Raw genomic sequence first — 25,540 nt, forward strand, 5'->3', positions numbered from 1 at the left:
TTTCCCTGTGAAATCCGCGCGACCGGTTCCTTCCGGTCGCACGGGAGCTTACTGCTTCAGGCTCACCAGCTGCTTCATGACGCCGTCCAGGCCGCCGAACACGGTGAGCTTGTCGATCTTCTCGGTGACCTTCTCCAGAGCTTCCAGCTCCTTCAGGCGCATGAGCACCGGGCTCTCCTCGATCAGCTTGGCGGTGTTGAGCAGCGAACGCGTGGCGTTGGCCTCCTCGCGACGGCGGATCACGTTGGCCTGGGCCGACTTCTCCGCCTGCACGACGCCGTTGAGGATTTCCTTCATCTCGCCCGGCAGGATCACGTCCTTGACGCCCACGCCGAGCACCTCGACACCCAGCTCGTCCACGCGGCCGCGCACGTAGCCGAAGATGTCGGCGTCGAGCGAAGCCTTGTCGCCGAGCAGCTCGTCCAGCGTCTTGGCGGAGACCGCCTTGCGCAGGCCGAACTGGAGCTCGCGGTACACGTAGTCGGCGTACTTGGCCACGCGCGTGATCGCGGCGACCGGATCGACGATGCGCACGCTCGCGGCCAGGTTCACGCGCAGGCTGACCTTGTCGCGCGTGAGCAGCTCCTGGCCCGAGACCTCGAGCGACTGCACGCGCAGGTCGACCGCCTGCACCACGACGTTCTTCCGGAAACTCCAGAAGGCGTACTGGCCCGCGCCAACGACGCGCACCAGCTTGCCGTCGACGAACACCAGGCCCGCGAACTCGGCCGGCACCGCCAGCACGACGGACACCTTCTCGAGCACGCCGAGCTGGCGCAGTCGCGAAGCGACGTCGGCCGGAACATCCGGCTCGGCCGCGAGTGCGAGCGTGCGCACCTCCACCGCGATCGGACCCTTCCAGTACAGGCGACGCGTACCCGGCGCGAGGATCTCCTCCAGGCGACCGTTCTTCATCACCAGGCCGACCTCTTCCACGCCGATGTCGGCGAGCAGGAAGGTCTCGCCCAGGCGCGGGCCGAGCGCGTCGATCAGCGCGTTCTCGTCGTTGCCGAGGTATTCGGCACGCAGCGCGATGTTGTGCGCCTTGACCTCGACGCGATCGAACGGGTCGAACCACTTGTACACGCCCGGCGCGATGACGCCTTCGAATTGACGGTTGCGATACACCAGGCCGCGCTCGCCGTCGCCGATCACGACCCTCTTGGTCCAGAACATCGGAAGTTCTCCTTGGTTTGGCTCTGATGGTCCGATCCGCTTGGTGCGCGAGGGATCGGTCGTCGCGTTAATCAGAACTCCCTCCCCTGCTTGCAGGGGAGGGTTGGGGAGGGGGAGTGAAGCCGCGTCGCGGCGAGCTCGGCGCTGATGCGCCTCGACCCCCTCCCAAAGAAATAAAGTTGGAAACGCCCCCGACACCAGAACCGCGGAGCACATCGCGCTCGATGCACTGGCGACGAAGGCGACGTCCGTTCGCTGCGACGATGCAACCATCGCGGTGACGAAGCGCCGCCGACGCGCGCATGCCCGAGGGCGGCGGCCCGGCGATCCTGCCGCTGCGGTGTCCGCTGCGCGCCACGCACGAGGCGAAGCGCGAAGGAACACCGCAAGGGGCGTTTCCGTTGGAGGGACTTTCGTCCCGGTTTTCACGACGTGACAGGTCGTTGTTTGGAGCGGGAATCGAACCCGCGACACTCAGGTTATTGGCCTGATGCTCTACCCGACTGAGCTATCCAGTGGTGGACGAGCCGGAATCGAACCGGCGACCAACGGCATGTGCCATTGCTCTTACCTCTGAGCTACCGTCCGCTCACGACGCACTGCATCGCATCCCCGGCATGCGCCACGACAGAGCCGCGCGCACCGGGCAGGCACGGCTTCCGCCGCGAACCTGCGCCGCTGTGGATGTGGTGCGTGATGCGCCGTGCATTGGCGTCGCGATCCGGCGCGAACGCCGGTCGTGACGCCAATCCCTTGTGCGAATGCAGCGTGCCGCCGCCCGCGCCGAAGCATCCAGGCGCAGCGCTCGAAGCGCTCGGTGACGTTCCCTCCATCGGAACCAGCATTGCTCCGGATGCTTCGGGATTGCGCGATGCACTCGCGTTGTTCGTATGCGTTTCCTTTGCGAACGCCGGAAACAAAACGCCCCCGGGTGGTGAACCCGAGGGCGTTCGCGTTGCCTCGGGAAGTCGGGGTGACCGACCTCCCGCGTGCAGGAGGTCAGCCGATATCGATGGATTCGTCGCGCAGTCGCTTCGTCGGCGCGAACGCGCACAGCCCGCAGCTCGCTGGCTGCAGTGCGTGGTGCTTGGCGTTGTCGGCGATGAAGTTCATGGGAAGGTGCGGACCGAATGAAGTTGTGTGGAACGAAGGGCGCGCACGTTACGCGCTGCAAAAAACGAAAGCAAGACCGTTCGTCGGGAAACGAACGGTCGTCGCGCATCGCGATGTCATTGCAGCAGCGGTGCCAGTTGCGTCCACACGTGATCGCGCAACTTCGGTTGCGCGTTCGCGACCGGATGCAGGTTGTCGTCCTGGAACGCGTTGCGGTCCAGCGCGATGGGTTCCAGCAGGAACGGCACGAACGCGATGCCGTGCTGTTTCGCCAGCGCGGCGAAGTTGTCGCTGAAACCCTGCGTGTACTCGCGGCCCAGGTTGGGCGGCATGCGCATGCCGATCAACAGCACCTTCGCACCCGCCGCCTTCGATGCACGGATCATCCGGTCCAGGTTCGCGCGCGATTGCGCCAGCGGCAGTCCGCGCAGGCCGTCGTTCGCGCCCAGTTCGATCACCACCACCGCGGGCTTGTTGCGCTTGATCTCGCCGTCGATGCGCGATGCGCCACCGGCGGTGGTCTCGCCGCTGATGCTCGCGTTCACCACGCGCCAACCCGGCTTCGTCGTGGCGACGCGGTCGGCCGTGAGCGACACCCAACCCTGCGAGGCCGCAAGCCCGTAGCCGGCCGAGAGCGAATCGCCCATCACCAGCACGGTGCGCGCGGGCTTCGCCGCCGGGGCCGCCTTCGCGGCGGTCTGTGCGGCGGCCGGCAGCGCGAGCGCCAGCATCAGCCACGCGGCCGCGACCCAGCCGATGGCACATTGCAGGGGGCCTCGCGCGGCCGCATAACCCATGTAAGACGGGCGCGAGGCGCGAAGCGACGTGAAGGTCCGGCTTCCCCGGTACGGGTTCTTAAAGATCATTTAATCCTCGCTCCCGACTATGACGATGAACGACAAGAGCATAAGGACGAACATGGCCGATTCCATCGCCCCGCGCACGCAGGCCCAAGCCGCCCTTCAGGTGGCGGGCCTGGGCAAGCGCGTGATGCTGCCTTCGGGCGAGCTGACCATCCTCGATGGGGTGGGCTTCGACATCGCGCCCGGCGACACGGTGGCGATCGTGGGCGCGTCCGGTTCGGGCAAGAGCACGTTGCTGTCGCTGCTTGCCGGGCTCGATACGCCCAGCAGCGGGCGCGTCGTGCTGGACGGCGAAACCCTGTCCACGCTCGACGAGGACGGCCGTGCGCGCGTGCGCGGCGAGAAGGTCGGCTTCGTGTTCCAGAACTTCCAGCTGCTGCCCTCGCTGACCGCACTGGAAAACGTGATGCTTCCGCTGGAACTGCGCGGCGATCGCGAGGTGGATGCGCCTGCGCGCGCGATCCTGGAACAGGTGGGCCTGCGCGAGCGCCTGGGCCATTACCCGCGCCAGCTGTCGGGCGGCGAGCAGCAGCGCGTCGCCCTTGCGCGCGCGTTCGTCACGCGTCCTTCGCTGTTGTTCGCCGATGAACCCACCGGCAACCTCGACACGCACACCGGTCAGGCGATCATCGAACTGCTGTTCGAACTGAACGCGCACGCCGGCACCACGCTGGTGCTGGTCACGCACGACGAGCACCTGGCCTCGCGCTGCAGCCGCCTGCTGCGGCTGGACAGCGGCCACCTGGTGGCGTCATGAGGCGGCCGGGAACCGGCGCGTTCGCGCTCGCCTGGCGCCAGTTGCGCCGCGACCTGGCGGCCGGCGACGTACGCATCCTGATCGCGGCGCTGGTGCTGGCGGTGCTCGCGGTGACGGCCGTGGGCTTCGTCACCGATCGTGCCGAGCGCGCGCTGGCGATCGAGGCCAACCGTCTGCTCGGCGGCGATGCGGTGGTGCGTGGCGATTCGCCCATCACCGGCGCGGTGCTCGAAGCGGCGAGTGCGCAGGCGTTGCAGCGCACGCAGACCATCGAATTGCAGACGATGATCCGCGTCGGCGAGCGCCTGCAACTGGGCGATCTGCGCGCGCTCGGCGAGGGCTTCCCGTTGCGCGGCGCGTTCCGGATCTCCGGCCCCGACGGTGTGGAGCGCGATGCGCCCGGCGTGCCCGCGCGCGGCACGGTCTGGATGAGCCGCGCCGGCGCCGACACGCTCGGTGCGAAGCTCGGCGACGAGATCGCGCTGGGCGACGCGCGCCTGCGACTGGCCGCACTGGTGGTGCAGGAGCCCGATGCCGCGCTGGATTACTTCAACGTCGCGCCCAAGGTTTTCCTCAATCTCGCTGACGTGCCGTCCACCGGACTGGTGCAGGAAGGCAGCCGCATCCGCTATCGCCTCGTCGTCGCGGGCCCGGCGGCGGCGGTGGAGACGTTCGTGAATACCGCGCGGGCGGAACTCGCGCGCGGGCAGCGGCTGGAGACGATCTCCGACGCGCGCCCGGAAATCCGTTCCGCGCTCGATCGCGCCGGCCGTTTCCTCGGCCTGGCCGCGCTGGTGTCGGTGGTGCTGGCCGCGGTCGCCGTGGCGATGGCGGCGCGTCGCCACAGCGAACGGCACCTGTCCGGCACCGCAGTGATGCGCTGCCTGGGCGCCAGTCAGCGCACGCTGGTCGTGATCCAGGTGGGCGAGCTGCTGATGCTGGGCGTGATCGCCAGCACCGTCGGCGTGCTGTTTGCGTTCGCGCTGCAGTGGGCGATCGGCGGATGGCTGGCGCAGGCGCTGAAGCTGTCGATCCCGCCCGCGGGCTGGCTGCCGGCGTTGCAAGGCTACGGCGTCGGGCTGGTGGTGCTGATGGCCTTCGGTGCGCCGCCGGTGCTGGCGCTGCGGCGCGTGCCCGCGCTGCGCGTGCTGCGTCGCGACCTGGATCCCACCGAGCCGAGCGCATGGCTGGTGGCCGTCGCGGGCTTCGTCGGTCTGGCGGCGCTGCTGTGGTGGAAGGCCGGTTCGGCGGCGCTGGGCATTTCGATGCTGCTGGGCATCATCGCCACGCTGGCGGTGCTCGCGCTGCTGGCCTGGGGAATGATCGTGCTGGTGCGGCGCGTGCGCTCGCGCCTGCGCGGCAGCCTGCGTTACGGACTGGCGAACGTGAGCCGTCGCGCCGGCGCGAGCATCGCGCAGGTGTCCGCGCTAGGACTGGGCTTGATGGCGTTGCTGCTGCTGACCTTCGTGCGCACCGATTTGCTGGACCGCTGGCAGCTCGCGCTGGCCGCGGACGCGCCCAACCGCTTCATCGTCAACGTGCAGGACGACCAGGTCGACGCGGTGCGTGCGTTCATCGCCGAACAGGGCGTGGCCGCGCCGACGCTGTACCCGATGATCCGCGGACGGCTCGTCGAGCACGACGGCAAGCCCGTCACCGGCAAGGATTACGTCGAACAGGGCGAGCGCGCGCAACGCCTGGCCGAACGCGAGTTCAACCTCTCGGTGGCCGATCACCTGCGCGACGACAACCGCGTCACCGAAGGAACCTTCTGGACCGGCAAGCCCGCCAAGCCCGAGGCGTCGGTCGAGGAGGAATTCGCCAAGCGCCTGGGCTGGAAGATCGGCGACCGCATCGCCTTCGACATCGCCGGCCAGCGTTTCGAGGCCACCATCACCAGCCTGCGCAGCGTGGACTGGGAGAGCTTCCGTCCGAACTTCTTCGTGATCGCATCGCCCGGTTCGCTCGACGGTTTCCCGGCCAGCCACATCACGGCAGTGAGCGTGCCGCCGCAGCGCACGCGCTTCACCGCCGATCTGGTGGAGCGCTTCCCGAACCTGTCGGTGGTCGACATCGACGCGGTGCTCAAGCAGGTGCGCAGCACGGCGGACCAGGTGTCGACGGTGGTCGAAGTGGTCTTCTACTTCTCGCTGGTCGCCGGCCTGCTGGTGCTGATGGCCGCGGTGAGCGCGAGCCAGGACGAGCGCCTGCTGGAAGGTGGCGTCATGCGCGCCATCGGCGGCAGCCGACGGCAGCTGCGACTGGCGCAGGCGTCGGAGTTCGCGGCCATTGGGCTGCTGGCGGGGCTGACGGCGGCGATTGCGGCGTCGGTGCTCGCGGGCGTGGTCGCCACGCAGGTGTTCGACCTGCCGTGGGAAGCGGATTGGCGCATGGCCGCGGTCGGCGCGGCGCTGGGCGTGGTGGCGGCGTTGCTTGCAGGGTTGTTCGCGACGCGGCGCGTGCTGGATGCGCCGCCGTCGGTGACGCTGCGCGAGTTGCAGTGATGAAGCGCACCGGATACTCCCTCCCCTGCTTGCAGGGGAGGGTTGGGGAGGGGTAGCGAAGCCGCATCGCGGCGAGCTCGGCGCTGTCGCGCCTCACACCCCCTCTCCGTTCGCCCGGAGCCCTCCGAACCGCGCAGGAAGCCGCGCCGTGGCCTTACATCACCGCCTGCGGACGCGCGCTGAAACGCCTCGCGTAGTCGCGTTCGCCGATGACGCGATCGACTTCCTCGTTCGCCAGGTCGGGCGCGCCGTAGACGGCGTAGGCGATCTCGCCGTCGCGCATGCCGATCTGGTGCAGCCGGTAGCGCGGGCGTCCGCCGCCGGTGTTCTCGGGGTAGTGCAGGGGCGGCTCGGCGCCGTCCAGGTCGAGTTCGCTGTTGTCGACCGTACCGCCGACGAAGAGGGCGCGCATCGCGATTCTCCTTCTGAGCTCAGCCGTGATCGTCGCCTGCAAGGCGTTGATTCGGCATGAAGTCGCGACGCAAAGCGCGCAGGCGCGGCATCCGGCAAAGGTAGAATTGACGCCGATCACACCGTGGACCTGCCCATGCGCGCCGAAGACGACGCTGCACTGGAAACCCTGTTCCTGCCGTTCATCGACGGCCCGCTCGCGTGGCCGTCGCCCGAAACGCCCGGCGGCGCGCTGTTCCTGCGTGCGCGCGACGGCTGGCCGTTGCACCAGCGCGCCTGGCCCGGGCTGGTGTGCGAGCAGAGCTTCCGGCCCGAAGCGCAGGCGCTGGAACGCTCCGGCCTGTCCCTGGCGGATGAAGACGACGAACGGCGCCATGCGCTGGTGCTCGTGCTGCCGCCGCGCCAGCGCGACGAGGCGCGTGCGCTGTTCGCCCGCGCCGTCGCGCGTTGCGCGCCCGGCGGCCGCGTGGTGGCGTGCCTGCCCAACAACGAAGGCGCGAAGTCGGGCGAGGCCGACCTGGCGCGCATCGCCGGTTCGGTGTCGAGCCTGTCGAAGAACAAGTGCCGCGTGTTCTGGACGGCGCCGCTCGACGGACCGGCGAACGAAGCGCTCGCCGTGCAGTGGGCGAAGGCCGACGCACCGCGACGCATCGAGCAGGGCCGCTTCGTCAGTCGTCCGGGCGTGTTCGCCTGGGACCGCATCGACGGCGCATCACGGCTGCTCGTGGAGCATCTGCCTGCCGACCTGTCCGGCCATGCGGCCGATTTCGGTGCCGGCTATGGCTACCTGTCGACCGAGCTGCTGTCGCGTTGTCCCGGCATCGTGGCGCTGGATCTCTACGAAGCCGAGCGCCGCGCGCTGGACCTGGCGCGCGAGAACCTCGCGGCATTCGCCGATCGCGTCGCGCTGGGGTTCCACTGGCACGATGTGACGCGCGGCGTCGACGGACCGTTCGACGTGATCGTCTGCAATCCGCCGTTTCACGCGCAGGGTCGCGGTGACCGGCCCGATATCGGCCGACGTTTCATTGCCGTCGCCGCGCAGGCGCTCAAGCCCGGCGGTCGCCTGTGGCTGGTGGCGAACCGGCATCTGCCGTACGAGGCCGAACTCGACGCGCACTTCGGTGGCGTGCGCACGGTGGCGCAGGCGGGGGGATTCAAGATCGTTGAAGGCGAGAAGGCGCGGGTTGCGCAGACGCCTGCCCGGCGCACGCCCGAAACACCGCGCCGCGGACGGCAGTGACGAAGCAAGAGGACACGCAATGAAGCTGGTCAAACTCATCGCCAATCTCGGCTACGGCAGCCGCAGGGACGTGACGGCGATGTTCCGCGAAGGGCGCATCACCGATCCGCAGGGCGAGGTGCTGTATGCCGACGACAAGGTGCCGCACGAGGCCATCCGCATCGACGGCGAGCCGCTGGACCCGCCGGCCGGCCTGACGCTGATGCTGCACAAGCCGGTCGGCTACACCTGCTCCACCAAGGACCCGGGCCGCATCATCTACGACCTGCTGCCGGCGCGCTTTCGCTTGCGCTCGCCGCTGCTGTCCAGCGTCGGCCGGCTCGATCGCGACACCAGCGGCCTGCTGTTGATGACCGACGACGGCGCGCTGCTGCACCGCATCGTCTCGCCGAAGGCGAAGCTGGCGAAGGTGTACGAGGCCACGCTCGCGCAGGACCTGCGCGGCGATGAGGGCGCGGTGTTCGCCAGCGGCACGCTGCTGCTGGAGAACGAAACCACGCCGCTCGCGCCCGCCGCGCTGGAGGTTCGCGATCCGCGCCATGCCGCGCTCACGCTCACCGAAGGCCGCTATCACCAGGTGCGGCGCATGTTCGCCGCGATGGGCAACCACGTCGATGCGCTGCATCGCAGCCGCATCGGCGGACTCGGGCTGGACGACCTGCCCGCCGGAAAGTGGCGGCTGCTCGACGCCGCCGACCTCGACACGCTGTTTGGAGGGGAGGCATGAGCCTGCTCGCGCCGGTGGACTTCACGCCCGTCGCGGTCCTGTTCGACATGGACGGGCTGATGATCGAAAGCGAACGCGCGCTGCTGGAATGCTGGCGCGAGGCGGCGCTGGAACTGGAACTGGCGTTGGACGACGCGCTGTGGCTGTCGTTCGTCGGGCTGTCCGACCGCGCCTGCCACGATCTGCTGCGCCAGCGGCTGGGCGACGAGGACACGGTCCAGGCGCTGCTGCACGGCCTGCAGCGGCGCTACGACGCGCGCGTGGACGCGGGCTTGCCGCTGAAGACGGGCGTACTCGAACTGCTGGCGCTGCTGAAGGCGCGGGGCGTCCCGCGCGCGGTGGTCACGTCCACGCGCCGCCCGCGCGCGCTGCAGAAACTGGAATCGACCGGGCTGCTGCCGCATTTCGACGACGTCATCGCCGGCAACGAGGTCCAGCATTCCAAGCCCGCGCCGGACATCTACCTGTTGGCGGCGCAGCGTCTGGGCGTCGCGCCGTCGTATTGCATCGTGCTGGAGGATTCCGTGCCGGGCGTGCGCGCGGCGCTCGCGGCGGGGATGACGCCGATCCAGGTGCCGGACCTGGTGATCCCGGACGATGCGGTGCGCGCGCTGGGCCATCGCATCGTCGATTCGCTGGTGCAGGCGCGGGCGTTGATCGAGCCGGCGCTGAAGGCCTCTCTCCCATCGGGAGCTTGAGCGCCTCGCACAGCGGGAGGTTTGAAGCCCCTCTCCCGACGGGAGAGGGGTTGGGGTGAGGGGGGAACGAAGTCATTGCGTAGCACCCTTGAGTGCCTCACCGCATTGCGCGGCCATCGCGTGACACTTCGTTTGCCCCTCATCCGCCCTTCGGGCACCTTCTCCCGGTGGGAGAAGGGAAGGGCAGGAAATCCTTGGCGCTTGAGGGGAATGCTCAGCGCATCAACTCATCCCACCCCTCCGGCCCCAGCTTCTCCAGCGCCGCGATATTCCGCTCCACGATCACCTCCGGATCGGGAAACGCCGCCACCGCGCGATCGATGCTCGCCTCGCGCAGCAGATGCAGCGTGGGGAACGGCGCGCGGTTGGTGAAGTTGCCCATGTCGTCCGGCGCGGTGCCGGCGAACCGGTAATCCGGATGGAAGCTGGCGACCTGGAGTTCGCCCTCCAGGTCCAGCGCCGCCACCGCCGCATCGGCGCGGTCGAGGAAATCGTTGTAGTCGAGGAAGTCCGTCAGCACGCGCGGGTGGACCAGCAGCGTGGTGTCGGTGACCTCCGGGTCGGTCCGCGCCAGCAAGGCGAGCTCCGCCGTCAGTTCCTCCAGCAGCGCCTCGGGCGTCATCGCCTCGCTGAGCACGAAGCGCACCTGCTGCTTTACGTACACCGCTTTCGCGAACGGGCACAGGTTCAGCCCGATCACCGCGCGCTCCAGCCAGCGGCGGGTCGCGGCGATGGGGTCGTCGGCGGACATCGGCTCAGTCGCGGAAGTTTTCGAACTGCAGCGGACGCTCGTACTCGGTGCCCTTGAGCAGCGCGATGGCGGTCTGCAGGTCGTCGCGCTTCTTGCCGGTCACGCGCAGCTTGTCGCCGTTGATCTGGCTTTCGACCTTGAGCTTGGCGTCCTTGATGGCGCCCTGGATCTTCTTCGCCAGTTCGCGCTCGATGCCCTGCTTCACGGTGATCTTCTGGCGCGCGCCGGCGAGGTTGGTCTCCACGTCGCCGAACTCCAGGCAGCGTGCGTCGATGCCGCGTGCGATGAGCCGTGCGCGCAGGATGTCGTTCATCTGCTTGAGCTGGAACTCGCTCGGCGCGGACTGGCTGATGGTCTGGTCTTCCAGCACGAACTTCGCATCCACGCCCTTGAAGTCGAAGCGGGTGCCGAGCTCGCGGTTGGCCTGGTCGACGGCGTTGGTCAGTTCGTGGCTGTCGACTTCGGAGACGATGTCGAAGGAGGGCATGGCCGGCTCCGGAGGGCGGAATTGGGGGCGCAAAGCGTAGCGCAGCGGACGCGAACCTGCAGTAGCGCAGCGGGCGCGAAGCCGCAGCAGTGGAACGCGGTGTCGGCCACGCCTCGCACAGCGGGGACACGCGGGCGCGACTAGACTTGCCCGGGTTCGCATCCCCGAGACCACCGCCATGCTCAAGACGCCCGCCTACGCCGCACTCAACGCGACCACGCCGCTCGCGCCGTTCACCGTCGAACGCCGCGAGCCCGGTCCGCGCGAAGTGCTGATCGACATCCTCTACTGCGGCGTGTGCCACTCCGACATCCACCAGGCGCGCGACGGCTGGGGCGGTTCGCTCTTCCCGATGGTGCCGGGGCACGAGATCGTCGGCCGCATTTCACGCGTCGGTGGGCAGGTGGACACCTTCAAGGTCGGCGACGTGGTGGGCGTTGGGTGTTTCGTCGATTCCTGCCGCGAATGCCCGTCCTGCCGCGCCGGCGAGGAGCAGTACTGCGACTTCGGCATGAGCGGCACGTACAACAGCTACGAGCGCGATCCGCAGAGCCATCGCATCGACAAGAGCCGGCCGACCTACGGCGGCTATTCCACGCAGATCACGGTGGATGCGGACTACCTGCTGCGCATCCCCGAGTCGATTCCGCTCGACCGCGCAGCGCCCTTGCTGTGCGCGGGCATCACCACGTACTCGCCGCTCAAGCACTTCGGCGTGAAGCCCGGCGACCGCGTCGCGGTGGTGGGCCTGGGCGGACTGGGCCACATGGGCGTCAAGCTGGCCGCGGCGATGGGCGCGCACGTCACCGTGCTGAGCACGTCCGAATCCAAGCGCGCCGACGCGCTCGCGCTGGGCGCGCAGGACTTCGCCGCCACGCGCGACGGCCAGGTGTTCAAGGCGAAGGCGGGCCAGTTCGACTTCATCCTCGACACCGTTTCGGCCGAGCACGACTACAACCTCTACCTCAACCTGCTCAAGCTCGACGGCACGATGATCCTGCTCGGCATCCCGGAGGCGCCGGAGGCGGTGTCGGCCGGCGCGCTGATCCGCAAGCGCCGCCGCCTGGCGGGCTCGATGATCGGCGGCATCCGCGAGACGCAGGAGATGCTCGACTTCTGCGCGCAGCACGGTGTCGCCTCCGACATCGAACTGATCCGCATGGACCAGATCAACGAAGCCTACGAGCGCATGTTGAAGTCGGACGTGCGCTATCGCTTCGTGATCGACATCGCGAGCCTGCGCGACGGCTGAGGCTGTGGCCTGACACAGACGAAAGCCCCTCTCCCACCGGGAGAGGGGTTGGGGTGAGGGCCAACGGAGTGGTCGCATCGAAACGGCGGTGCCTCACTGCGCTGCGCGTGCGAGCCCAACGTTGCGTCCCCTCATCCGCCCCTGGATCAAGTCCAGGGCAGGCGCTTCGAGCACCTTCTCGCGGAGGGAGAAGGGGCGTAGCCCGGGTAAGGCCGAAGGCCGCACCCGGGAGCTTGTGTGCACGTAACGCGCCTCCCGGGTGCGCTTCGCTTACCCGGGCTACGGACGAGCCCATTCCGCCCGCGCCGCTATAGTGCGAGCCCCCCACGCCGATTTCCGCCATGTCCCCCTCGCACAACCCGCACCAGGCCCGCGCGATGCTGACCATGCTGGTCGCCGTGGCGATGTTCGCGATGATGGATGCGGCCCTGAAACAGCTGTCCACGCACTACCCGCCGTTCCAGGTGGCCTCGCTGCGTGGCGCCGCATCGCTGCCGCTGGTGCTGGTGTGGGCGCTGGCGACGGGCGGCGTGGCGACGCTGTTCCGCGTGCGCTGGTCGCTGCACCTGCTGCGCGGCGTGCTGGGCGTGGCGATGATGGCGACCTTCATCTACGCCGTGTCGAAGCTGCCGCTGTCGACGACCTATTCGGTGTTCTTCGTCGCGCCGCTGCTGATCACCGCGCTCTCCGTGCCGGTGCTGGGCGAGAAGGTCGGGCCGCGGCGATGGACCGCCATTGCCGTCGGCCTGATCGGCGTGCTGGTGCTGCTGCGTCCCACCGGCGAGGGCATGATCAGCCTGGCGGCGCTGGCCGTGCTGGTGGCGGCGGTGATGTACGCGATCAGCGCGATCACCGTGCGCGTGCTCGCGCGCACCGACAGCACGCAGTCGATGATGGTGTGGCTGATGGTGATGATCGCCGTCGGCGCCGGCGTGCTGGCGTGGCCGGAGTGGGTGCCGATCCGTCGCGAGGACCTGTGGCTGATCGCCGGCATCGGCGTCGCCGGTGCGCTGGGGCAGTACGCGATCACCGAAGCATTCCGCCTGGGCGAGGCCTCGGCCATCGCGCCGCTGGAATACACCGCGCTGGTGTGGGGCGTGCTGTTCGACCTGACCTTCTGGGGCGTGCTGCCCGATGCGATCACCTGGATCGGCGCGGCCATCATCGTGGTCAGCGGCCTGTACCTGATCCGCCGCGAGCGCGTGCACGTGGAAGCCGAGCACCCCTGAGGCGAGCAGCTCGCACGGGCGCAGCCCGGAAGCACGGCACGGTGAGGGCTCACCGTGCGTGCGCTGGCGCCCGGCGCAGGCCGGTGCGGTTATCGCTCGGTGCTGGCCGACAGTGCGGCGTTGAGCGCCGTGTTTCCGCTCACCAGGTCGGCCCAGCGCAGTTCCTGGCCGTTGCGGCGACCCTTCTCGACCAGCTTCAGGCCATCGGCGTCGATGGTGAGGGTGTAGGCGCGCTCTTCGATCTGGATCTCGCGACGCAGGGGCTTGTCGAGCTTCGTGGTCATGCGGGAACTCCTTGCGGGTGGTCTGCCGGAATCACCGCGACCCTAACGGTCGGCGGTTATAGCCGCGTGAACGCGTCAAGGACGCGGTCGGGCCCGGCGTGATGGAAATGTGGTGATGCGTGATGCCGAACGGGAAACGGGCCCGCGAGGGGCCCGTTTCGCACGTCGATGGAACGATGGTGATTAGAAGCGGGCGCCCAGGCCCACACCGACGCTCACCGGATTCAGCTCGGCCTTGCCGACCTTCGCGCCGTCGACGGTGACGTCCGGCTGGCCGGTGGTGTCCTGCATGTAGCGCACGTCGGCGCGCGCGAACCAGGTCGGGGTGATGTTGACGTCCACGCCCGCGGTCGCCATCGCACCCTTCGCGGTGCCCACGCCGATGCGCTGGCCGGCGAGCGCGCCGCTCGGCTCGGCCTTCTCGCCGTCGGTATTGGCTTCGTAGTAACCCAGGCCCACGAACGGGCGCGCGATGCTCTGCGTGGTGCCGAAGTGGTACTGGCCGCTCAGCGCGTAAGGCTGCGTGTCGACGCTGGCGATCTTGCCGTTCGGCGTCCTGACGCGATTGCCGAACTTGTCGGCCGCGCCCCACGCCTCAACGGCGATGTTGTCGGTGATGTAGTAGTTGGCGCTCAGCGTGGCGGCGCCGGAGCCGTCGACGTTCGTGCGCGTGCCGTCGATGGACGGGTTCTTGGTCGGCTCGGAAAGTGCGTAGCCGCCGACGACGGCGAAACGCTTGCCGCTGGTGTCCGGGCCGGTGATGTCCTGTGCGAACGCGGACGGGGCAATGGCCAGGGTGGCCACGATGGCCAGGGTCAACTGACGGAAATGCTTCATGGAGAGAACTCCTCGTTATTGGATGCATGCCTTGGGGGAGGCTGCCTTTCGCAAGGCGGCGCCAACTTAGCGATCGACGCATGAATCGTTCTTGCCCCGCGAACCCACGCTCACGGAACTTTCGCGATGCGAACGTGCTTCGCGGCGGTGCGCGCGTCTGCCACGCAGCAGCTGAATCGCCGTTGAGCCCGTGCGTTATACGTTCACGCCTGCTCCACGCACGCGCGGCTGAAAGAGCGTGCAGTGCCGGTGGAGGACATCGCCGCGCCCGCGAGGCAAGATAGGAAGGCCACGGACCGCGGGGGATCGCTCCATGAATCGACTGTTAGCGTCGTGCCTGCTGCTCGCCGCCTGCGCGGCGCAGGGCGCATTCGCGGCGGAGGTCGACCTCGACGCGTCGTGCAACATGGACAGTGACTACGACCTGACCATCGACGAGCGCAGCGTCATCCTCACGCGCGAATCCGGCGTGCCGAAAGCGATCGTGATGCGCCAGGGGCGGTTGTTCGTCGACGACCGCTGGGTGGAACTGGGCAAGGCCGACCGTCAGCGCATTGCCGACTTCGAAGCCGGCGCGCGCGCCGCGATGCCCGAGGCGCAGGCCATCGGCCGCGACGCCGCCGACATCGCCTTCACCGTGCTGGGCGAGGTGGCGGCCGGCTTCAGCAACGACCCCAAGTCGGTGCAGCTCAAACTCGATCGCGCGCGCTCGCAGATCGACGCACGCCTGGCACGATCCGTGACGGCGACGCGCTTCAACTCGCGCGACCTGGGACAGGGCATCGGCGAGGCGGTATCGGAGGTGATCCCCAGCATGATAGGCGACATCGTGTCCGGCGCCATCGGCGCGGCTTTCAGCGGGGACACCAGCCGGCTCAAGCGGCTCGAACGCTTGGATGCCCAGATCGAAGCGAGGGTCCAGCCGCGCGCGCGTGCGCTGGAGCAGCGCGCCGACAGCCTGTGCCGACGGATGGTCGAGCTGGACCGGATCGACGATGCGCTGGAATTCCGCCTGCCCGGCGGCCAGGCATTGAACCTGCTGGAAGCCCGTCCTGCCGAGCCGACAACCCCGCCCGCGCACCCCGGACCGGACCCCGCCGAAGAGGCCGCCCGGGCCACTGCCGGGCCCGAAACCACACATTGAGTGTCGGATACCGTGACGTACGGCGGACGCGGTTGGCGCATGGGCCGTCAACCAGCACAATAGGGTTTTCGCGTCTGCGGGACCCCCCACAATGGCTGAGCTCAAAGAAGCACGCGTTCCCGACATCGGGGACTATGAAGGCGTGCCGGTGATCGAATTGCTGGTCGCGGTAGGCGACACGGTCAAGCAGGACCAGGGCCTGGTCACGCTCGAATCCGACAAGGCGACGTTGGAAGTCCCGGCGCCGTTCGCCGGCGTCATCCGCGAAATCAAGGTCAAGATCGGCGACGAGCTGTCGGAAGGCAGCGTGGTCGCCATGATCGAGGCGACCGACGCCGCACCCGCGGCCGAAGCGCCCAAGCCCGCTGCCGCACCGGCCAAGGCCGCCGAGCCGCCGCGCGCCGAACCGGCCGCGCCCTCGCAGCAGGTCCGCGCCGCGGAGGCCGGCAGCAAGGTCGAACCGGTGGTCGTGCCGCAGCAGGCCGACCGCATCGCGCAGGCATCCATCGACGCCTCGCGTCCCGGCACCGATCCGGAGGCGATGCCGCCGCGCACGCCGCCGGTGTCGTTCGATTCCTCCGAACTGATGCCCGACAAGGTGCCCTACGCCAGCCCGGCGGTGCGCCTGTTCGCGCGCGAGCTCGGCGTGGACCTGTCGCAGGTGACGGGCAGCGAGCGCGGTGGCCGTATCGCCAAGGAAGACGTGCAGAAGTTCGTCAAGTCGGTGATGGAAGGCGGCGTGGCCGCGCCCGCCGGCGCTGCACCGGTCGCCGGTGGCGGCGGTCTCAACCTGCTGCCGTGGCCGAAGGTGGACTTCGCCAAGTTCGGCGAGATCGAAACCAAGGCGCTGTCGCGCATCCAGAAGCTGTCGGGCGCCAACCTCGCGCGCAACTGGGCGATGATCCCGCACGTCACGCAGCACGACGATGCCGACATCACCGACCTGGAAGAGCTGCGCGTCGCGCTCAACAAGGAAAACGAAGCGCGCTCTTCTGGAGCGGGCGGCGTGAAGCTCACGATGCTCGCCTTCCTGATGAAGGCCTCGGTCGCGGCGATGCAGAAGTTCCCGAACTTCAACGCCTCCCTCGACGCCACCGGCGAGAATCTGGTGCTGAAGAAGTACTTCCACATCGGCTTCGCCGCCGACACGCCCAACGGGCTGGTCGTGCCGGTCGTGCGCGATGTGGACAAGAAGGGCGTGATGCAGATCGCGCAGGAAACCTCGGAGTTGGCGAAGAAGGCGCGCGACGGCAAGCTCGGCCCGGCCGACATGACCGGCGGCTGCTTCTCGATCAGCTCGCTGGGCGGCATCGGCGGCACCAAGTTCACGCCGATCGTGAATGCACCGGAAGTCGCGATCCTCGGCGTGTCCAAGTCGGCGATCCGCCCGGTGTGGGACGGCAAGCAGTTCGCGCCGCGCCTGATCCTGCCGCTGTCGCTGAGCTACGACCACCGCGTCATTGACGGCGCCGCGGCCGCGCGTTTCACCGCGCACCTGGCGCAGTTGCTGGCCGACATGCGGCGCGTGCTGCTGTGACGCGGCGCGCGCTGGGCCTGGCCGCGGCAGTGCTCGCGGCACAGCTGGTGGCCGCGCCTGTCGCGCGTGCCGACGATGCGTGCAAGGTCGACCTCGGCCGCGGCTGGCCGCCGGCGACGGAGAACTACGGCTCCGCCGTGGAGCAGTTGTTCTTCGCCGGCAACAAGCCCGTGCTCAGCCTGACGCGCCTGCCGGCGCGCAGCGTCGAGAGCGGCGTGCAGCTGTTCGCGGGCGAAGGCGAGGGCGATTGGCGCCTGCGTTTCACCGAAGCCGATGAACGCGTCGCCGTGTGGAGCGGCGGCAAGCGCGAACTGCGCGTGGGCCAGCAACCCGACGTGGTGGAAGTGCCGATGCCGGCCGCGCTCGCGCGTCGCGTGCTCGCCGATTGGCAGCGCGCACTGAACGCACAGGTTCCGGCCGATCGCAACGCCGACTTCCACGAAGGCGAAGTGCTGCTCTTCGTCGTGGACGACACCGCCGCGGGCCAACCGCTGCGCGTGAGCGGATTGCAGCCCGGCTGCGGCCCGGTCGCGGAAATGATGGAGCAGGTCGGCCTCATGATCGAGGCGACCGATGCCAGCGACGAGAAGCGCTTCAAGCGTTGGCGCGAACTCGAAGAATCGCTGGACAAACTGGAACAGACGCTCGCCGGCGCCACCGGCTGAGCTGCAGGAGAACCCCACAATGGCGACCATTGAAGTCAAGGTGCCGGACATCGGCGACTACGACGGCGTACCGGTGATCGAATTGCTGGTCGCCGTCGGCGACACGGTGAAGAAGGACCAGGGCCTGGTCACGCTGGAATCGGACAAGGCGACGATGGAAGTGCCTTCGTCGGCCGACGGCGTGGTGAAGGAAATCAAGGTGAAGATCGGCGACAAGGTGGCCGAAGGTGCGGTGATCGCGATCCTGGAAGGCGCCGGCGAAGCCGCCGCGCCCAAGGCGCAGCCGCCCGCGCCGGCCGCAGCGCCTGCGCCGGAAACGGCGAAGCCGCCGGTCGCGCCGTCGCCCGCCGCACCGGCCAGCGAAGCGCCCAAGCCTGCGCTCGGCACCGGTCGCAAGGCCGACGTGGAATGCCGCATCGTCGTGCTCGGTTCCGGCCCCGGTGGTTACACCGCCGCGTTCCGCGCGGCCGACCTCGGCCTCGACACGGTGCTCGTGGAGCGTTACGCCAGCCTCGGCGGCGTCTGCCTCAACGTGGGCTGCATTCCGTCCAAGGCGCTGCTGCACGCGGCGGCGCTGATCGAGGAAGCCGCGCATTCGTCCGACATCGGCATCAGCTTCGACAAGCCGAAGATCGACCTCGACAAGCTGCGCGACTTCAAACAGAACAAGGTCGTCAACCAGTTCACCAAGGGCCTGGCCGGCATGGCCAAGCAGCGCAAGGTGCGCACGGTGCAAGGCGTCGGGCGTTTCGTTTCGCCCAACGAGCTGGAGATCGCCGGCGACAATGGCAAGACGACGCTACTGCGCTTCGAGCAGTGCATCATCGCGGCCGGTTCGCAGGCGGTGAAGCTGCCGAACTTCCCGTGGGACGACCCGCGCGTGATGGATTCCACCGACGCGCTGGAACTGGCGGAGATTCCGAAGAAGCTCCTCGTCGTCGGCGGCGGCATCATCGGCCTGGAAATGGCGACGGTGTTCAAGGCGCTGGGCAGCGAAGTCACGGTCGTGGAGTTCATGGACCAGCTGATGCCGGGCGCCGACAAGGACCTGGTGAAGCCGCTGGCCGATCGCCTGAAGAAGCAGGGCGTCGTGGTGCACCTGAAGACCAAGGCGGCGAAGGTCGAGGCGGCGAAGGACGGCATCCGCGTTGCGTTCGAGGCTGCCGAAGCCGGCGCCACGCCGGGCCTGGAGGCAGGCACGTGGGATCGCGTGCTGGTCGCCGTGGGTCGCGCGCCGAACGGCAACAAGCTCGACGCCGACAAGGCCGGCGTGCAGGTGACCGAGCGCGGCTTCATTCCGGTCGATCGCCAGATGCGCACCAACGTCCCGCACATCTTCGCCATCGGCGACCTCGTCGGCCAGCCGATGCTGGCGCACAAGGCCACGCACGAAGGCAAGCTGGCGGCGGAAGTTGCGGCGGGCGAGAAGCGTGAGTGGGTTGCGCGCGTGGTGCCGTCGGTGGCCTACACCGATCCGGAAATCGCCTGGGTCGGCGTCACCGAAACCGAAGCCAAGGCCAAGGGCCTGCACGTGGGCGTGGGCAAGTTCCCGTGGGCGGCCTCCGCGCGTGCGGTCGGGATCGGCCGCGGCGAAGGCACCACCAAGCTCATCTTCGACGAGAAGACGCATCGCATCATCGGCGGCGGTATCGTCGGCGTGCACGCGGGCGACCTGATCAGCGAAGTGGCGCTGGCCATCGAGATGGGCGCCGAAGCGGGCGACATCGGCCACACGATCCACCCGCACCCGACCCTCAGCGAGACCGTGGCAATGGCCGCCGAGGTGTACGAGGGCACGATCACGGACCTTTACATTCCGAAGAAGAAGTAAGTCGTCCGCTTCGCGTGGCACGAACGGAACAGGCGCGGATCCCCGCGCCTGTTTTCGTTTGCGATGTCGTGAACTCGACTGCGCTGTGCGCGAGTGCGGTGCGTGCGATCGGACCGAGCAAAAGGAGAAGCCCCGGCATGCGCCGGGGCTTCGGAGTGCCCAACACGACAACCGTTGACGAGGAGGTAAGCGTCGGTGGGCGATCGTGAGGTGGGACCGGCGGTTCGCCGAAAGGTTCCGTGCCTTCGCGGCGAAAATCAGGCGGTGACCGTGTCCTGGCCCGGGAGCCCGCGCTGGCGCCGCGCCTCGATGCGCTTCCACACCTTCTCGTGGAAATGGAACGCGACGGTGTTGCAGGCCGGTTCGACCAGGGCGAGGGCGCCGCCGACCCATACGCTGCCGGTCATCAGGTAGCCGATCGTGAAGGCGACGCTGAAATGGACGGCGGCGAAGCTGAAGGTCTTGGCCATGGCGGAGTCCTCAAGTGAGAGTGGTTCTCATTATGGAGGCTCGACCTGGCGGGTCCAATCGAATGTTCCGGTTTGCTCGATAGCTTGCGTCTATCGTCAGAAACTTCTTTCCGGAAGCCTCCAAAACTGCGGGCATGCGCTGAATCGGCTAACCGTGACCCCTGCCGGTTGCCCGGACTTAAGGCTCCCTTTATACTTTTGCGGCTCTACCGGGCGCTTTGCGCCTGCCCCAGACCGACGAGTCCCGCGTGCACGATCCCTTGTCCGCAGGTCGCCGGCTGGCGTCGCGCGCGACTGCCTGGCAGGCCGGCGCGGCAGCGCTGGTCGCGCTGGCCTTCCTCCCCCTCGGGGCGCCTCAGGCGCTGGCGGCGGCGGTCGGCGGTGGCGCGATCGTTGCGGGTGGGGTGGTGGCGGCCCTATTGGCCTTGGGCGGCGGCATCCAGCCGGCCGGCATGGCGATGGGGCGGCTTCTGGCCGGGGTGATGTTGAAGTGGGTGGTGGTGTTTGCAGTTTTAACGCTCGGCCTGGCCGGGTTCAAGCTGCCGCCATTGCCGATGCTGGTGGGAGTGCTTGCGGCGACGCTTGCATTCGTGCTGGCCAATCTTTTGAAACGATAAGGTGTCTTTCGTGAGCGAACAGACCGGTTCGGGCGGCCTGAACGAATACATCCAGCATCACCTCCAGCAGAACACGATCGATCTGTTCGGCGGTGCGTTCCATATCGACACCTGGGCGGTGTCGCTGGTGCTGGGTCTCATCTTCATCGCCTGGTTCGCGTTCTTCGCGCGCAAGGCCACTGCAGGTGTGCCGTCCAAGGGCCAGGCCTTCGTCGAACTCATCCTGGAGTTCATCGACGGCCAGGTGAAGGACAGCTTCCACGGCGACCGTCGTTCGATCACGCCGCTGGCGCTGACGATCTTCATGTGGGTCGTGCTGATGAACGCGATGGACCTGCTGCCGCTGGATGCGCCGTACACGGCCGTCAAGCTGGCCGCCGGCGCGGAGGCTGCGCACCACACCTACTTCCGCTGGGTTCCGACGGCCGATCTCAACACCACGCTCGCCCTGTCGGTGGTGGTGTTCTTCCTCATCCTGGGTCATTCGATCAAGGCCAAGGGCGGCTTCGGCTTCGGCAAGGAACTGCTGACCGCGCCGTTCCACGCGCACAGTGCCGGCGCCAAGATCGCGCTGGCCCCGGCGAACCTCGGCCTCAACGTCATCGAATACCTCGTCAAGCCGGTCAGCCTGGCAATGCGACTGTTCGGCAACATGTACGGCGGCGAGCTGGTCTTCATGCTGATCGCCGGCCTGCTGGGCGGCAGTCTGCTGATGTTCGTGCCGGGCGTGGTGTTCAACATCGCCTGGGCGCTGTTCCACATCCTGATCGTGCTGCTGCAGGCCTTCATCTTCATGATCCTCACCGTCGTCTACATCGCCGGCGCGTACGAGAGTCACTGATTCCGCTTCACCTTCCGCTTCACCTTCCCGTTAGTCCAAACCAAAACGTTTCAGTAGGAGAAAACCATGGAATTCATCGCCAGTGTGCAGGGCCTGACCGCTATCGCGATCGGCATGATGGTCGGCCTCGGCGCGATCGGCGCGTGCCTCGGCATCGCGCTGATGGGCTCGAAGTTCCTTGAGTCGGCTGCCCGTCAGCCGGAGCTGGTTCCGATGCTGCAGGGCCGCATGTTCCTGCTGGCGGGCCTGATCGACGCGGCGTTCATCATCGCGCTGGCCGTCGGCCTGCTGTTCGCCTTCGGCAACCCGCTGCTGGGCGCGCTGACGCAGGCTGCTGGCGCCTAATCAGGCTGCACGGTCTTGCTGAGCCGTCCGCCATGCGGACGGCTCTCCCGGGCGTAACCGCTCGACAGAAAAAAGTTCCATCGGAGCTGTCATGAATCTCAACATGACCTTCTTCGGCCAGATGATCACGTTCATCGTGCTTATCTGGTTCACGATGAAGTTCATTTGGCCGCCGCTGAACAAGGCGATCGAAGAACGTCAACAAAAGATTGCCGAGGGTCTGGCCGCTGCCGAGCAGAGCCAGAAGAACCTCGCACAGGCCCAGCAGAGCGTCGATGCCGAGCTGCGTGCCGCGCGTACCAAGGCCAACGAGATCATCGAGCAGGCGCACCAGCGCGCCAATCAGATCATCGACCAGGCCAAGAACGATGCGGTCGGCGAAGCCAATCGCCAGAAGGCGGCGGCCGAAGCCGAGATCGCCGCGGCGTCCAACCGTGCCCGCGAGGAACTGCGCAAGCAGGTCTCCACGCTGGCCGTGACCGGCGCCGAGAAGCTGCTAAAGCGCGAAATCGATGCCAACGCCCACAAGGCGCTGCTCGATGAGCTGGCAGCCCAGCTTTGATCTGTACGCGGCATCTACCAGGCTCGCTCGAGCGGAATGATCTGAAATGACCCAGGCCTTGACCCTCGCCCGTCCGTACGCCCGTGCCGCCTTCGCGCTTTCGCGCGAGGGCGGTCGCACCGCTGCGTGGTCGCAGGCGCTCGCCTTCGCTTCGCGCGTGGCCGCCGATCCGCAGGCCCAGGCGCTGCTCGGACATCCGCTGCTGAACCCGGCCGACGCCGTTGGCCTGCTCGCGCCGGACGGTGCCGATGAAGCGTTCACGCGCTTCCTCGGCCTGCTGGCCGACAACCGCCGTCTGGCGCTGTTGCCGGAAATCACCGGCCTGTTCGAAGACCTGCGCGCCGAAGCCGAGCGCGTGGTCAAGGCGCGCGTCACCGCCGCCAGCGAACTGCCCGGCGCCGAACTCGAGGCCATCAAGGCCGCGCTGAAGAAGCGCTTCGGCCGCGAGGTCGAGATCGAGACGGCGGTCGATGCCTCGCTGATCGGCGGCGCCGTGATCGACGCGGGCGACGTGGTCATCGATGGCTCGCTGAAGGGCAAGCTCGAACGCCTGCAGTCGACGCTCTCGCAATAACGAATTCATCTGCAAATTCCGGGTAATGCCGGATCAAGGGACTCACCCATGGCAACCACCACGCTCAACCCGTCCGAAATCAGTGAACTGATCAAGACCCGCATCGAGAAGGTCAAGCTGACCGCCGAAGCGCGCAACGAAGGCACCGTGACGTCGGTGTCGGACGGCATCGTGCGCATCTACGGCCTGGCCGACGTGATGCAGGGCGAAATGATCGAGCTGCCGAACAGCACCTACGCGCTCGCGCTGAACCTGGAGCGCGACTCGGTCGGCGCCGTGGTCCTGGGTGACTACGAGCACCTGCGCGAAGGCGACGTCGCCAAGACCACCGGCCGCATCCTCGAAGTGCCGGTCGGCCGTGAGCTGCTCGGCCGCGTGGTGAACGCGCTGGGCGAGCCGATCGACGGCAAGGGCCCGATCGCCGCCACGCAGACCGCTCCGGTGGAGCGCGTTGCCCCGGGCGTGATCTGGCGCAAGTCGGTCGACCAGCCGGTGCAGACCGGTTACAAGACCGTCGACGCGATGATCCCGATCGGCCGCGGCCAGCGCGAGCTGGTCATCGGCGACCGCCAGACCGGCAAGACCGCCCTGGCCATCGACGCGGTGATCAACCAGAAGGGCACGGGCATCAAGTGCGTGTACGTGGCGATCGGCCAGAAGGCCTCGACCGTCGCCAACATCGTGCGCAAGCTCGAAGAGAACGGCGCCCTGGCGCACACGATCGTCGTGGCCGCCACGGCGTCCGAGTCGGCCGCGATGCAGTACATCAGCGCCTACTCCGGCTGCACGATGGGCGAGTTCTTCATGGACCGCGGCGAAGACGCGCTGATCGTGTACGACGATCTGTCCAAGCAGGCCGTCGCCTACCGCCAGATCTCGCTGCTGCTCAAGCGCCCGCCGGGTCGCGAAGCCTATCCGGGCGACGTGTTCTACCTGCACAGCCGCCTGCTCGAGCGCGCCGCGCGCGTGTCCGAGGAGTACGTCGAGAAGTTCACCAACGGTGAAGTGAAGGGCAAGACCGGTTCGCTGACCGCGCTGCCGATCATCGAAACGCAGGCCGGCGACGTGTCCGCGTTCGTGCCGACCAACGTGATCTCGATCACCGACGGCCAGATCTTCCTGGAAACCGACCTGTTCAACGCCGGCATCCGCCCGGCCGTGAACGCCGGTATCTCGGTGTCGCGCGTCGGTGGTGCGGCCCAGACCAAGATCATCAAGAAGCTCTCGGGCGGCATCCGCATCTCGCTCGCCCAGTACCGTGAGCTGGCTGCGTTCGCGCAGTTCGCCTCCGACCTGGACGAAGCCACCCGCAAGCAGCTCGAGCGCGGCCAGCGCGTCACCGAGCTGATGAAGCAGAAGCAGTACGCGCCGATGCCGATCGCGCTGCAGGCCCTGTCGATCTACGCCGTCAACGAGGGTTACCTCGACGACGTGCCGGTCAACAAGCTCCTGTCGTTCGAAGAAGGCCTGCACTCGCACTTCATCAACACCCAGGGCGAGCTGGTCAGCAAGATCAACGGCACCGGCAACTGGAACGACGAGATCGAGGCGACCTTCAAGCAGGGCATCGCCGAGTTCAAGCAGACCGGTACTTGGTGAAGCCGGGAATCGAATAAGGAGAATCGGGAATCGTAGAAGCCAGAGCAACGTGCTCCTGACGATTCCCCATTCCCGATTCCCCATTCCCGAACGAGCGAAGCGAGCGAAAAGATGGCAGGCGGACGCGAAATCAAATCCAAGATCAAGAGCGTGCAGAACACCCGCAAGGTGACGCGCGCGCTCGAGATGGTCTCGGCTTCCAAGATCCGCAAGGCGCAGGAACGCATGAAGGTCTCGCGTCCGTATGCGCGCGTGATGAAGCAGGTCATCGGCCACCTGGCGCAGGCCAATTCCGACTACCAGCATCCGTACCTGGTCGAGCGCCAGGACGTGAAGCGCGTCGGCTACATCATCGTGTCGTCGGACCGCGGCCTGGCCGGCGGCCTGAACAACAACCTGTTCCGCAAACTGCTGGGCGAGTTCCGCAAGTGGCAGGAGCAGGGCGTCGAGATCGACGTGGTCACCATCGGCCAGAAGGCGTCGGTGTTCTTCCGTCGCATCAAGGTCAACATGGTCGGCTCGGTCACGCACCTGGGCGACCAGCCGAAGCTGGAACAGCTGGTCGGCGTCATCAAGGTGATGCTGGACGGCTACAGCGCCGGCAACCTGGACCGCGTCTTCATCTGCTACAACGACTTCGTCAACACGATGACGCAGCGCGCGGCGTTCGACCAGCTGCTGCCGTTGCCGCCGGCGGAGACGCAGGTCGCCAAGCACGACTGGGACTACATCTACGAGCCCGACGCGGCGACCGTGCTGGAGCACGTGCTCAACCGTTACGTCGAGTCGCTGGTGTACCAGGCGGTGCTGGAGAACGTGGCCTCCGAGCATGCCGCGCGCATGGTCGCGATGAAGGCCGCCTCCGACAACGCCACCAAGCTGATCGGCACGCTGAACCTGGTCTACAACAAGGCCCGCCAGGCGGCGATCACCCAGGAAATCTCGGAAATCGTCGGCGGCGCCGCGGCGGTGTAATCAAAGCCGGGATTCGGGAGTCGGGATTGGAGATTCGATAGAGCAGCG

26 protein-coding genes and 2 tRNA genes are annotated in these 25,540 nt (G+C 67.7%); 18 read left to right on the forward strand and 10 right to left on the reverse strand.

The window, feature by feature from the left end; all coding sequences use genetic code 11:
• Positions 1-48: 48 nt before the first annotated feature.
• The 4 genes from JI752_RS15515 to JI752_RS15530 all read right to left on the reverse strand — a co-directional run bounded on the left by JI752_RS15515 (position 49) and on the right by JI752_RS15530 (position 3,086).
• Positions 49-1,176: a slipin family protein gene (locus tag JI752_RS15515; protein ID WP_216965756.1), complete on the reverse strand. Its 1,128-nt coding sequence runs from the start codon at positions 1,174-1,176 to the stop codon at positions 49-51.
• 447 nt (positions 1,177-1,623) lie between these two features.
• Positions 1,624-1,691, reverse strand: a tRNA-Ile gene (locus JI752_RS15520).
• A gap of 1 nt (position 1,692) precedes the next feature.
• Positions 1,693-1,763, reverse strand: a tRNA-OTHER gene (locus JI752_RS15525).
• A gap of 642 nt (positions 1,764-2,405) precedes the next feature.
• Entirely contained in the window at positions 2,406-3,086 is a 681-nt protein-coding gene (locus tag JI752_RS15530) for an arylesterase (RefSeq protein WP_254200931.1), read from the reverse strand.
• Between the two features lie 193 nt (positions 3,087-3,279).
• Between JI752_RS15530 and JI752_RS15535 the strand changes: the two genes are divergently transcribed.
• Both JI752_RS15535 and JI752_RS15540 read left to right on the forward strand, forming a co-directional pair.
• The gene (locus JI752_RS15535) at positions 3,280-3,909 is read left to right on the forward strand and encodes an ABC transporter ATP-binding protein (RefSeq protein WP_305799377.1); all 630 of its coding nucleotides are present in this window, start codon (positions 3,280-3,282) and stop codon (positions 3,907-3,909) included.
• The gene (locus tag JI752_RS15540) at positions 3,906-6,413 is read left to right on the forward strand and encodes an FtsX-like permease family protein (RefSeq protein ID WP_216965760.1); all 2,508 of its coding nucleotides are present in this window, start codon (positions 3,906-3,908) and stop codon (positions 6,411-6,413) included. Before JI752_RS15535 ends, JI752_RS15540 begins: the two co-directional genes overlap by 4 nt.
• A 154-nt stretch (positions 6,414-6,567) precedes the next feature.
• On the opposite strand, the gene JI752_RS15545 is transcribed toward JI752_RS15540, so the two are convergent.
• A complete protein-coding gene (locus JI752_RS15545) occupies positions 6,568-6,825 on the reverse strand; it encodes a hypothetical protein (RefSeq protein WP_216965762.1) in 258 nt (85 codons plus the stop codon).
• Positions 6,826-6,960: 135 nt separating this feature from the next.
• Here JI752_RS15545 and JI752_RS15550 point away from each other — a divergent pair, with 135 nt between their 5' ends.
• The 3 genes from JI752_RS15550 to JI752_RS15560 are packed head-to-tail and all read left to right on the forward strand — an operon-like array spanning position 6,961 to position 9,492.
• Positions 6,961-8,067 carry a class I SAM-dependent methyltransferase gene (locus tag JI752_RS15550; protein ID WP_216966134.1) on the forward strand — a complete coding sequence of 369 codons (1,107 nt, stop codon included), beginning with the start codon at positions 6,961-6,963 and terminating at the stop codon, positions 8,065-8,067.
• A gap of 19 nt (positions 8,068-8,086) precedes the next feature.
• Positions 8,087-8,794 carry a pseudouridine synthase gene (locus tag JI752_RS15555; protein ID WP_216965764.1) on the forward strand — a complete coding sequence of 236 codons (708 nt, stop codon included), beginning with the start codon at positions 8,087-8,089 and terminating at the stop codon, positions 8,792-8,794.
• Complete coding sequence (locus JI752_RS15560; RefSeq protein ID WP_216965766.1) at positions 8,791-9,492, forward strand: HAD family phosphatase; 702 nt, start codon at positions 8,791-8,793, stop codon at positions 9,490-9,492. Before JI752_RS15555 ends, JI752_RS15560 begins: the two co-directional genes overlap by 4 nt.
• Positions 9,493-9,706: 214 nt before the next feature.
• Here the strand turns inward: JI752_RS15560 and JI752_RS15565 are convergent, their stop codons facing one another.
• Both JI752_RS15565 and JI752_RS15570 read right to left on the reverse strand, forming a co-directional pair.
• Complete coding sequence (locus tag JI752_RS15565; RefSeq protein WP_216965768.1) at positions 9,707-10,243, reverse strand: DUF1415 domain-containing protein; 537 nt, start codon at positions 10,241-10,243, stop codon at positions 9,707-9,709.
• A 4-nt stretch (positions 10,244-10,247) separates the two neighbouring features.
• Complete coding sequence (locus JI752_RS15570; protein WP_216965770.1) at positions 10,248-10,730, reverse strand: YajQ family cyclic di-GMP-binding protein; 483 nt, start codon at positions 10,728-10,730, stop codon at positions 10,248-10,250.
• Positions 10,731-10,908: 178 nt separating this feature from the next.
• Here JI752_RS15570 and JI752_RS15575 point away from each other — a divergent pair, with 178 nt between their 5' ends.
• Both JI752_RS15575 and JI752_RS15580 read left to right on the forward strand, forming a co-directional pair.
• The gene (locus JI752_RS15575; protein WP_216965772.1) at positions 10,909-11,982 is read left to right on the forward strand and encodes an NAD(P)-dependent alcohol dehydrogenase; all 1,074 of its coding nucleotides are present in this window, start codon (positions 10,909-10,911) and stop codon (positions 11,980-11,982) included.
• A gap of 341 nt (positions 11,983-12,323) precedes the next feature.
• The gene (locus JI752_RS15580; protein ID WP_216965774.1) at positions 12,324-13,211 is read left to right on the forward strand and encodes a DMT family transporter; all 888 of its coding nucleotides are present in this window, start codon (positions 12,324-12,326) and stop codon (positions 13,209-13,211) included.
• A gap of 89 nt (positions 13,212-13,300) precedes the next feature.
• On the opposite strand, the gene JI752_RS15585 is transcribed toward JI752_RS15580, so the two are convergent.
• Together JI752_RS15585 and JI752_RS15590 are read right to left on the reverse strand one after the other, a co-directional pair.
• Entirely contained in the window at positions 13,301-13,495 is a 195-nt protein-coding gene (locus JI752_RS15585; RefSeq protein WP_216965776.1) for a hypothetical protein, read from the reverse strand.
• A 183-nt stretch (positions 13,496-13,678) separates the two neighbouring features.
• Positions 13,679-14,332: an OmpW family outer membrane protein gene (locus JI752_RS15590; protein ID WP_216965778.1), complete on the reverse strand. Its 654-nt coding sequence runs from the start codon at positions 14,330-14,332 to the stop codon at positions 13,679-13,681.
• A 313-nt stretch (positions 14,333-14,645) separates the two neighbouring features.
• Here JI752_RS15590 and JI752_RS15595 point away from each other — a divergent pair, with 313 nt between their 5' ends.
• From JI752_RS15595 to lpdA, 4 genes are all read left to right on the forward strand, one after another.
• A complete protein-coding gene (locus JI752_RS15595; RefSeq protein WP_216965780.1) occupies positions 14,646-15,476 on the forward strand; it encodes a DUF2884 family protein in 831 nt (276 codons plus the stop codon).
• 91 nt (positions 15,477-15,567) lie between these two features.
• Entirely contained in the window at positions 15,568-17,013 is a 1,446-nt protein-coding gene (locus JI752_RS15600; protein WP_216965782.1) for a dihydrolipoyllysine-residue acetyltransferase, read from the forward strand.
• Positions 17,010-17,678: a hypothetical protein gene (locus JI752_RS15605; RefSeq protein ID WP_342316179.1), complete on the forward strand. Its 669-nt coding sequence runs from the start codon at positions 17,010-17,012 to the stop codon at positions 17,676-17,678. Before JI752_RS15600 ends, JI752_RS15605 begins: the two co-directional genes overlap by 4 nt.
• A 19-nt stretch (positions 17,679-17,697) precedes the next feature.
• Positions 17,698-19,509 (forward strand): dihydrolipoyl dehydrogenase, encoded by a 1,812-nt coding sequence (gene lpdA, locus JI752_RS15610; protein ID WP_216965784.1) that lies wholly within the window; start codon positions 17,698-17,700, stop codon positions 19,507-19,509.
• 257 nt (positions 19,510-19,766) lie between these two features.
• On the opposite strand, the gene JI752_RS15615 is transcribed toward lpdA, so the two are convergent.
• Positions 19,767-19,979, reverse strand: coding sequence for a DUF2061 domain-containing protein (locus JI752_RS15615; protein ID WP_216965786.1), 213 nt, complete (start codon positions 19,977-19,979; stop codon positions 19,767-19,769).
• 278 nt (positions 19,980-20,257) lie between these two features.
• On the opposite strand from JI752_RS15615, the gene JI752_RS15620 reads away from it, so the two are divergent.
• From JI752_RS15620 to atpG, 7 genes are all read left to right on the forward strand, one after another.
• Positions 20,258-20,596: a hypothetical protein gene (locus tag JI752_RS15620; RefSeq protein WP_216966138.1), complete on the forward strand. Its 339-nt coding sequence runs from the start codon at positions 20,258-20,260 to the stop codon at positions 20,594-20,596.
• 10 nt (positions 20,597-20,606) lie between these two features.
• A complete protein-coding gene (atpB, locus tag JI752_RS15625) occupies positions 20,607-21,437 on the forward strand; it encodes a F0F1 ATP synthase subunit A (RefSeq protein WP_216965793.1) in 831 nt (276 codons plus the stop codon).
• Between the two features lie 66 nt (positions 21,438-21,503).
• The gene (gene atpE / locus JI752_RS15630) at positions 21,504-21,782 is read left to right on the forward strand and encodes a F0F1 ATP synthase subunit C (protein ID WP_137832813.1); all 279 of its coding nucleotides are present in this window, start codon (positions 21,504-21,506) and stop codon (positions 21,780-21,782) included.
• 91 nt (positions 21,783-21,873) lie between these two features.
• Positions 21,874-22,344, forward strand: coding sequence for a F0F1 ATP synthase subunit B (locus tag JI752_RS15635; RefSeq protein ID WP_216965795.1), 471 nt, complete (start codon positions 21,874-21,876; stop codon positions 22,342-22,344).
• A 46-nt stretch (positions 22,345-22,390) separates the two neighbouring features.
• Complete coding sequence (locus JI752_RS15640) at positions 22,391-22,918, forward strand: F0F1 ATP synthase subunit delta (RefSeq protein ID WP_216965797.1); 528 nt, start codon at positions 22,391-22,393, stop codon at positions 22,916-22,918.
• A 48-nt stretch (positions 22,919-22,966) separates the two neighbouring features.
• On the forward strand, positions 22,967-24,517 hold the full coding sequence (atpA, locus tag JI752_RS15645) for a F0F1 ATP synthase subunit alpha (protein WP_216965799.1): 1,551 nt from the start codon (positions 22,967-22,969) through the stop codon (positions 24,515-24,517).
• A 111-nt stretch (positions 24,518-24,628) separates the two neighbouring features.
• The gene (gene atpG, locus JI752_RS15650) at positions 24,629-25,492 is read left to right on the forward strand and encodes a F0F1 ATP synthase subunit gamma (RefSeq protein ID WP_216965801.1); all 864 of its coding nucleotides are present in this window, start codon (positions 24,629-24,631) and stop codon (positions 25,490-25,492) included.
• Positions 25,493-25,540 lie beyond the last annotated feature (48 nt).

It is taken from the genome of Lysobacter sp. MMG2, assembly GCF_016735495.2.
Lineage (GTDB): Bacteria > Pseudomonadota > Gammaproteobacteria > Xanthomonadales > Xanthomonadaceae > Lysobacter_J.

Bases quoted from the DNA above. Each gene is read 5' to 3' on its own strand.
- atpG (WP_216965801.1), top strand. From the start codon at position 24,629: ATGGCAGGCGGACGCGAAATCAAATCCAAGATCAAGAGCGTGCAGAAC.
- JI752_RS15545 (WP_216965762.1), bottom strand. From the start codon at position 6,825: ATGCGCGCCCTCTTCGTCGGCGGTACGGTCGACAACAGCGAACTCGAC.
- atpA (WP_216965799.1), top strand. From the start codon at position 22,967: ATGGCAACCACCACGCTCAACCCGTCCGAAATCAGTGAACTGATCAAG.
- JI752_RS15550 (WP_216966134.1), top strand. From the start codon at position 6,961: ATGCGCGCCGAAGACGACGCTGCACTGGAAACCCTGTTCCTGCCGTTC.
- JI752_RS15540 (WP_216965760.1), top strand. From the start codon at position 3,906: ATGAGGCGGCCGGGAACCGGCGCGTTCGCGCTCGCCTGGCGCCAGTTG.
- JI752_RS15635 (WP_216965795.1), top strand. From the start codon at position 21,874: ATGAATCTCAACATGACCTTCTTCGGCCAGATGATCACGTTCATCGTG.
- JI752_RS15575 (WP_216965772.1), top strand. From the start codon at position 10,909: ATGCTCAAGACGCCCGCCTACGCCGCACTCAACGCGACCACGCCGCTC.
- JI752_RS15585 (WP_216965776.1), bottom strand. From the start codon at position 13,495: ATGACCACGAAGCTCGACAAGCCCCTGCGTCGCGAGATCCAGATCGAA.
- JI752_RS15600 (WP_216965782.1), top strand. From the start codon at position 15,568: ATGGCTGAGCTCAAAGAAGCACGCGTTCCCGACATCGGGGACTATGAA.
- JI752_RS15555 (WP_216965764.1), top strand. From the start codon at position 8,087: ATGAAGCTGGTCAAACTCATCGCCAATCTCGGCTACGGCAGCCGCAGG.
- JI752_RS15590 (WP_216965778.1), bottom strand. From the start codon at position 14,332: ATGAAGCATTTCCGTCAGTTGACCCTGGCCATCGTGGCCACCCTGGCC.
- JI752_RS15640 (WP_216965797.1), top strand. From the start codon at position 22,391: ATGACCCAGGCCTTGACCCTCGCCCGTCCGTACGCCCGTGCCGCCTTC.
- JI752_RS15535 (WP_305799377.1), top strand. From the start codon at position 3,280: ATGCTGCCTTCGGGCGAGCTGACCATCCTCGATGGGGTGGGCTTCGAC.
- JI752_RS15530 (WP_254200931.1), bottom strand. From the start codon at position 3,086: ATGGGTTATGCGGCCGCGCGAGGCCCCCTGCAATGTGCCATCGGCTGG.
- JI752_RS15595 (WP_216965780.1), top strand. From the start codon at position 14,646: ATGAATCGACTGTTAGCGTCGTGCCTGCTGCTCGCCGCCTGCGCGGCG.
- JI752_RS15580 (WP_216965774.1), top strand. From the start codon at position 12,324: ATGTCCCCCTCGCACAACCCGCACCAGGCCCGCGCGATGCTGACCATG.
- JI752_RS15560 (WP_216965766.1), top strand. From the start codon at position 8,791: ATGAGCCTGCTCGCGCCGGTGGACTTCACGCCCGTCGCGGTCCTGTTC.
- JI752_RS15570 (WP_216965770.1), bottom strand. From the start codon at position 10,730: ATGCCCTCCTTCGACATCGTCTCCGAAGTCGACAGCCACGAACTGACC.
- JI752_RS15515 (WP_216965756.1), bottom strand. From the start codon at position 1,176: ATGTTCTGGACCAAGAGGGTCGTGATCGGCGACGGCGAGCGCGGCCTG.
- lpdA (WP_216965784.1), top strand. From the start codon at position 17,698: ATGGCGACCATTGAAGTCAAGGTGCCGGACATCGGCGACTACGACGGC.
- JI752_RS15615 (WP_216965786.1), bottom strand. From the start codon at position 19,979: ATGGCCAAGACCTTCAGCTTCGCCGCCGTCCATTTCAGCGTCGCCTTC.
- atpE (WP_137832813.1), top strand. From the start codon at position 21,504: ATGGAATTCATCGCCAGTGTGCAGGGCCTGACCGCTATCGCGATCGGC.
- JI752_RS15565 (WP_216965768.1), bottom strand. From the start codon at position 10,243: ATGTCCGCCGACGACCCCATCGCCGCGACCCGCCGCTGGCTGGAGCGC.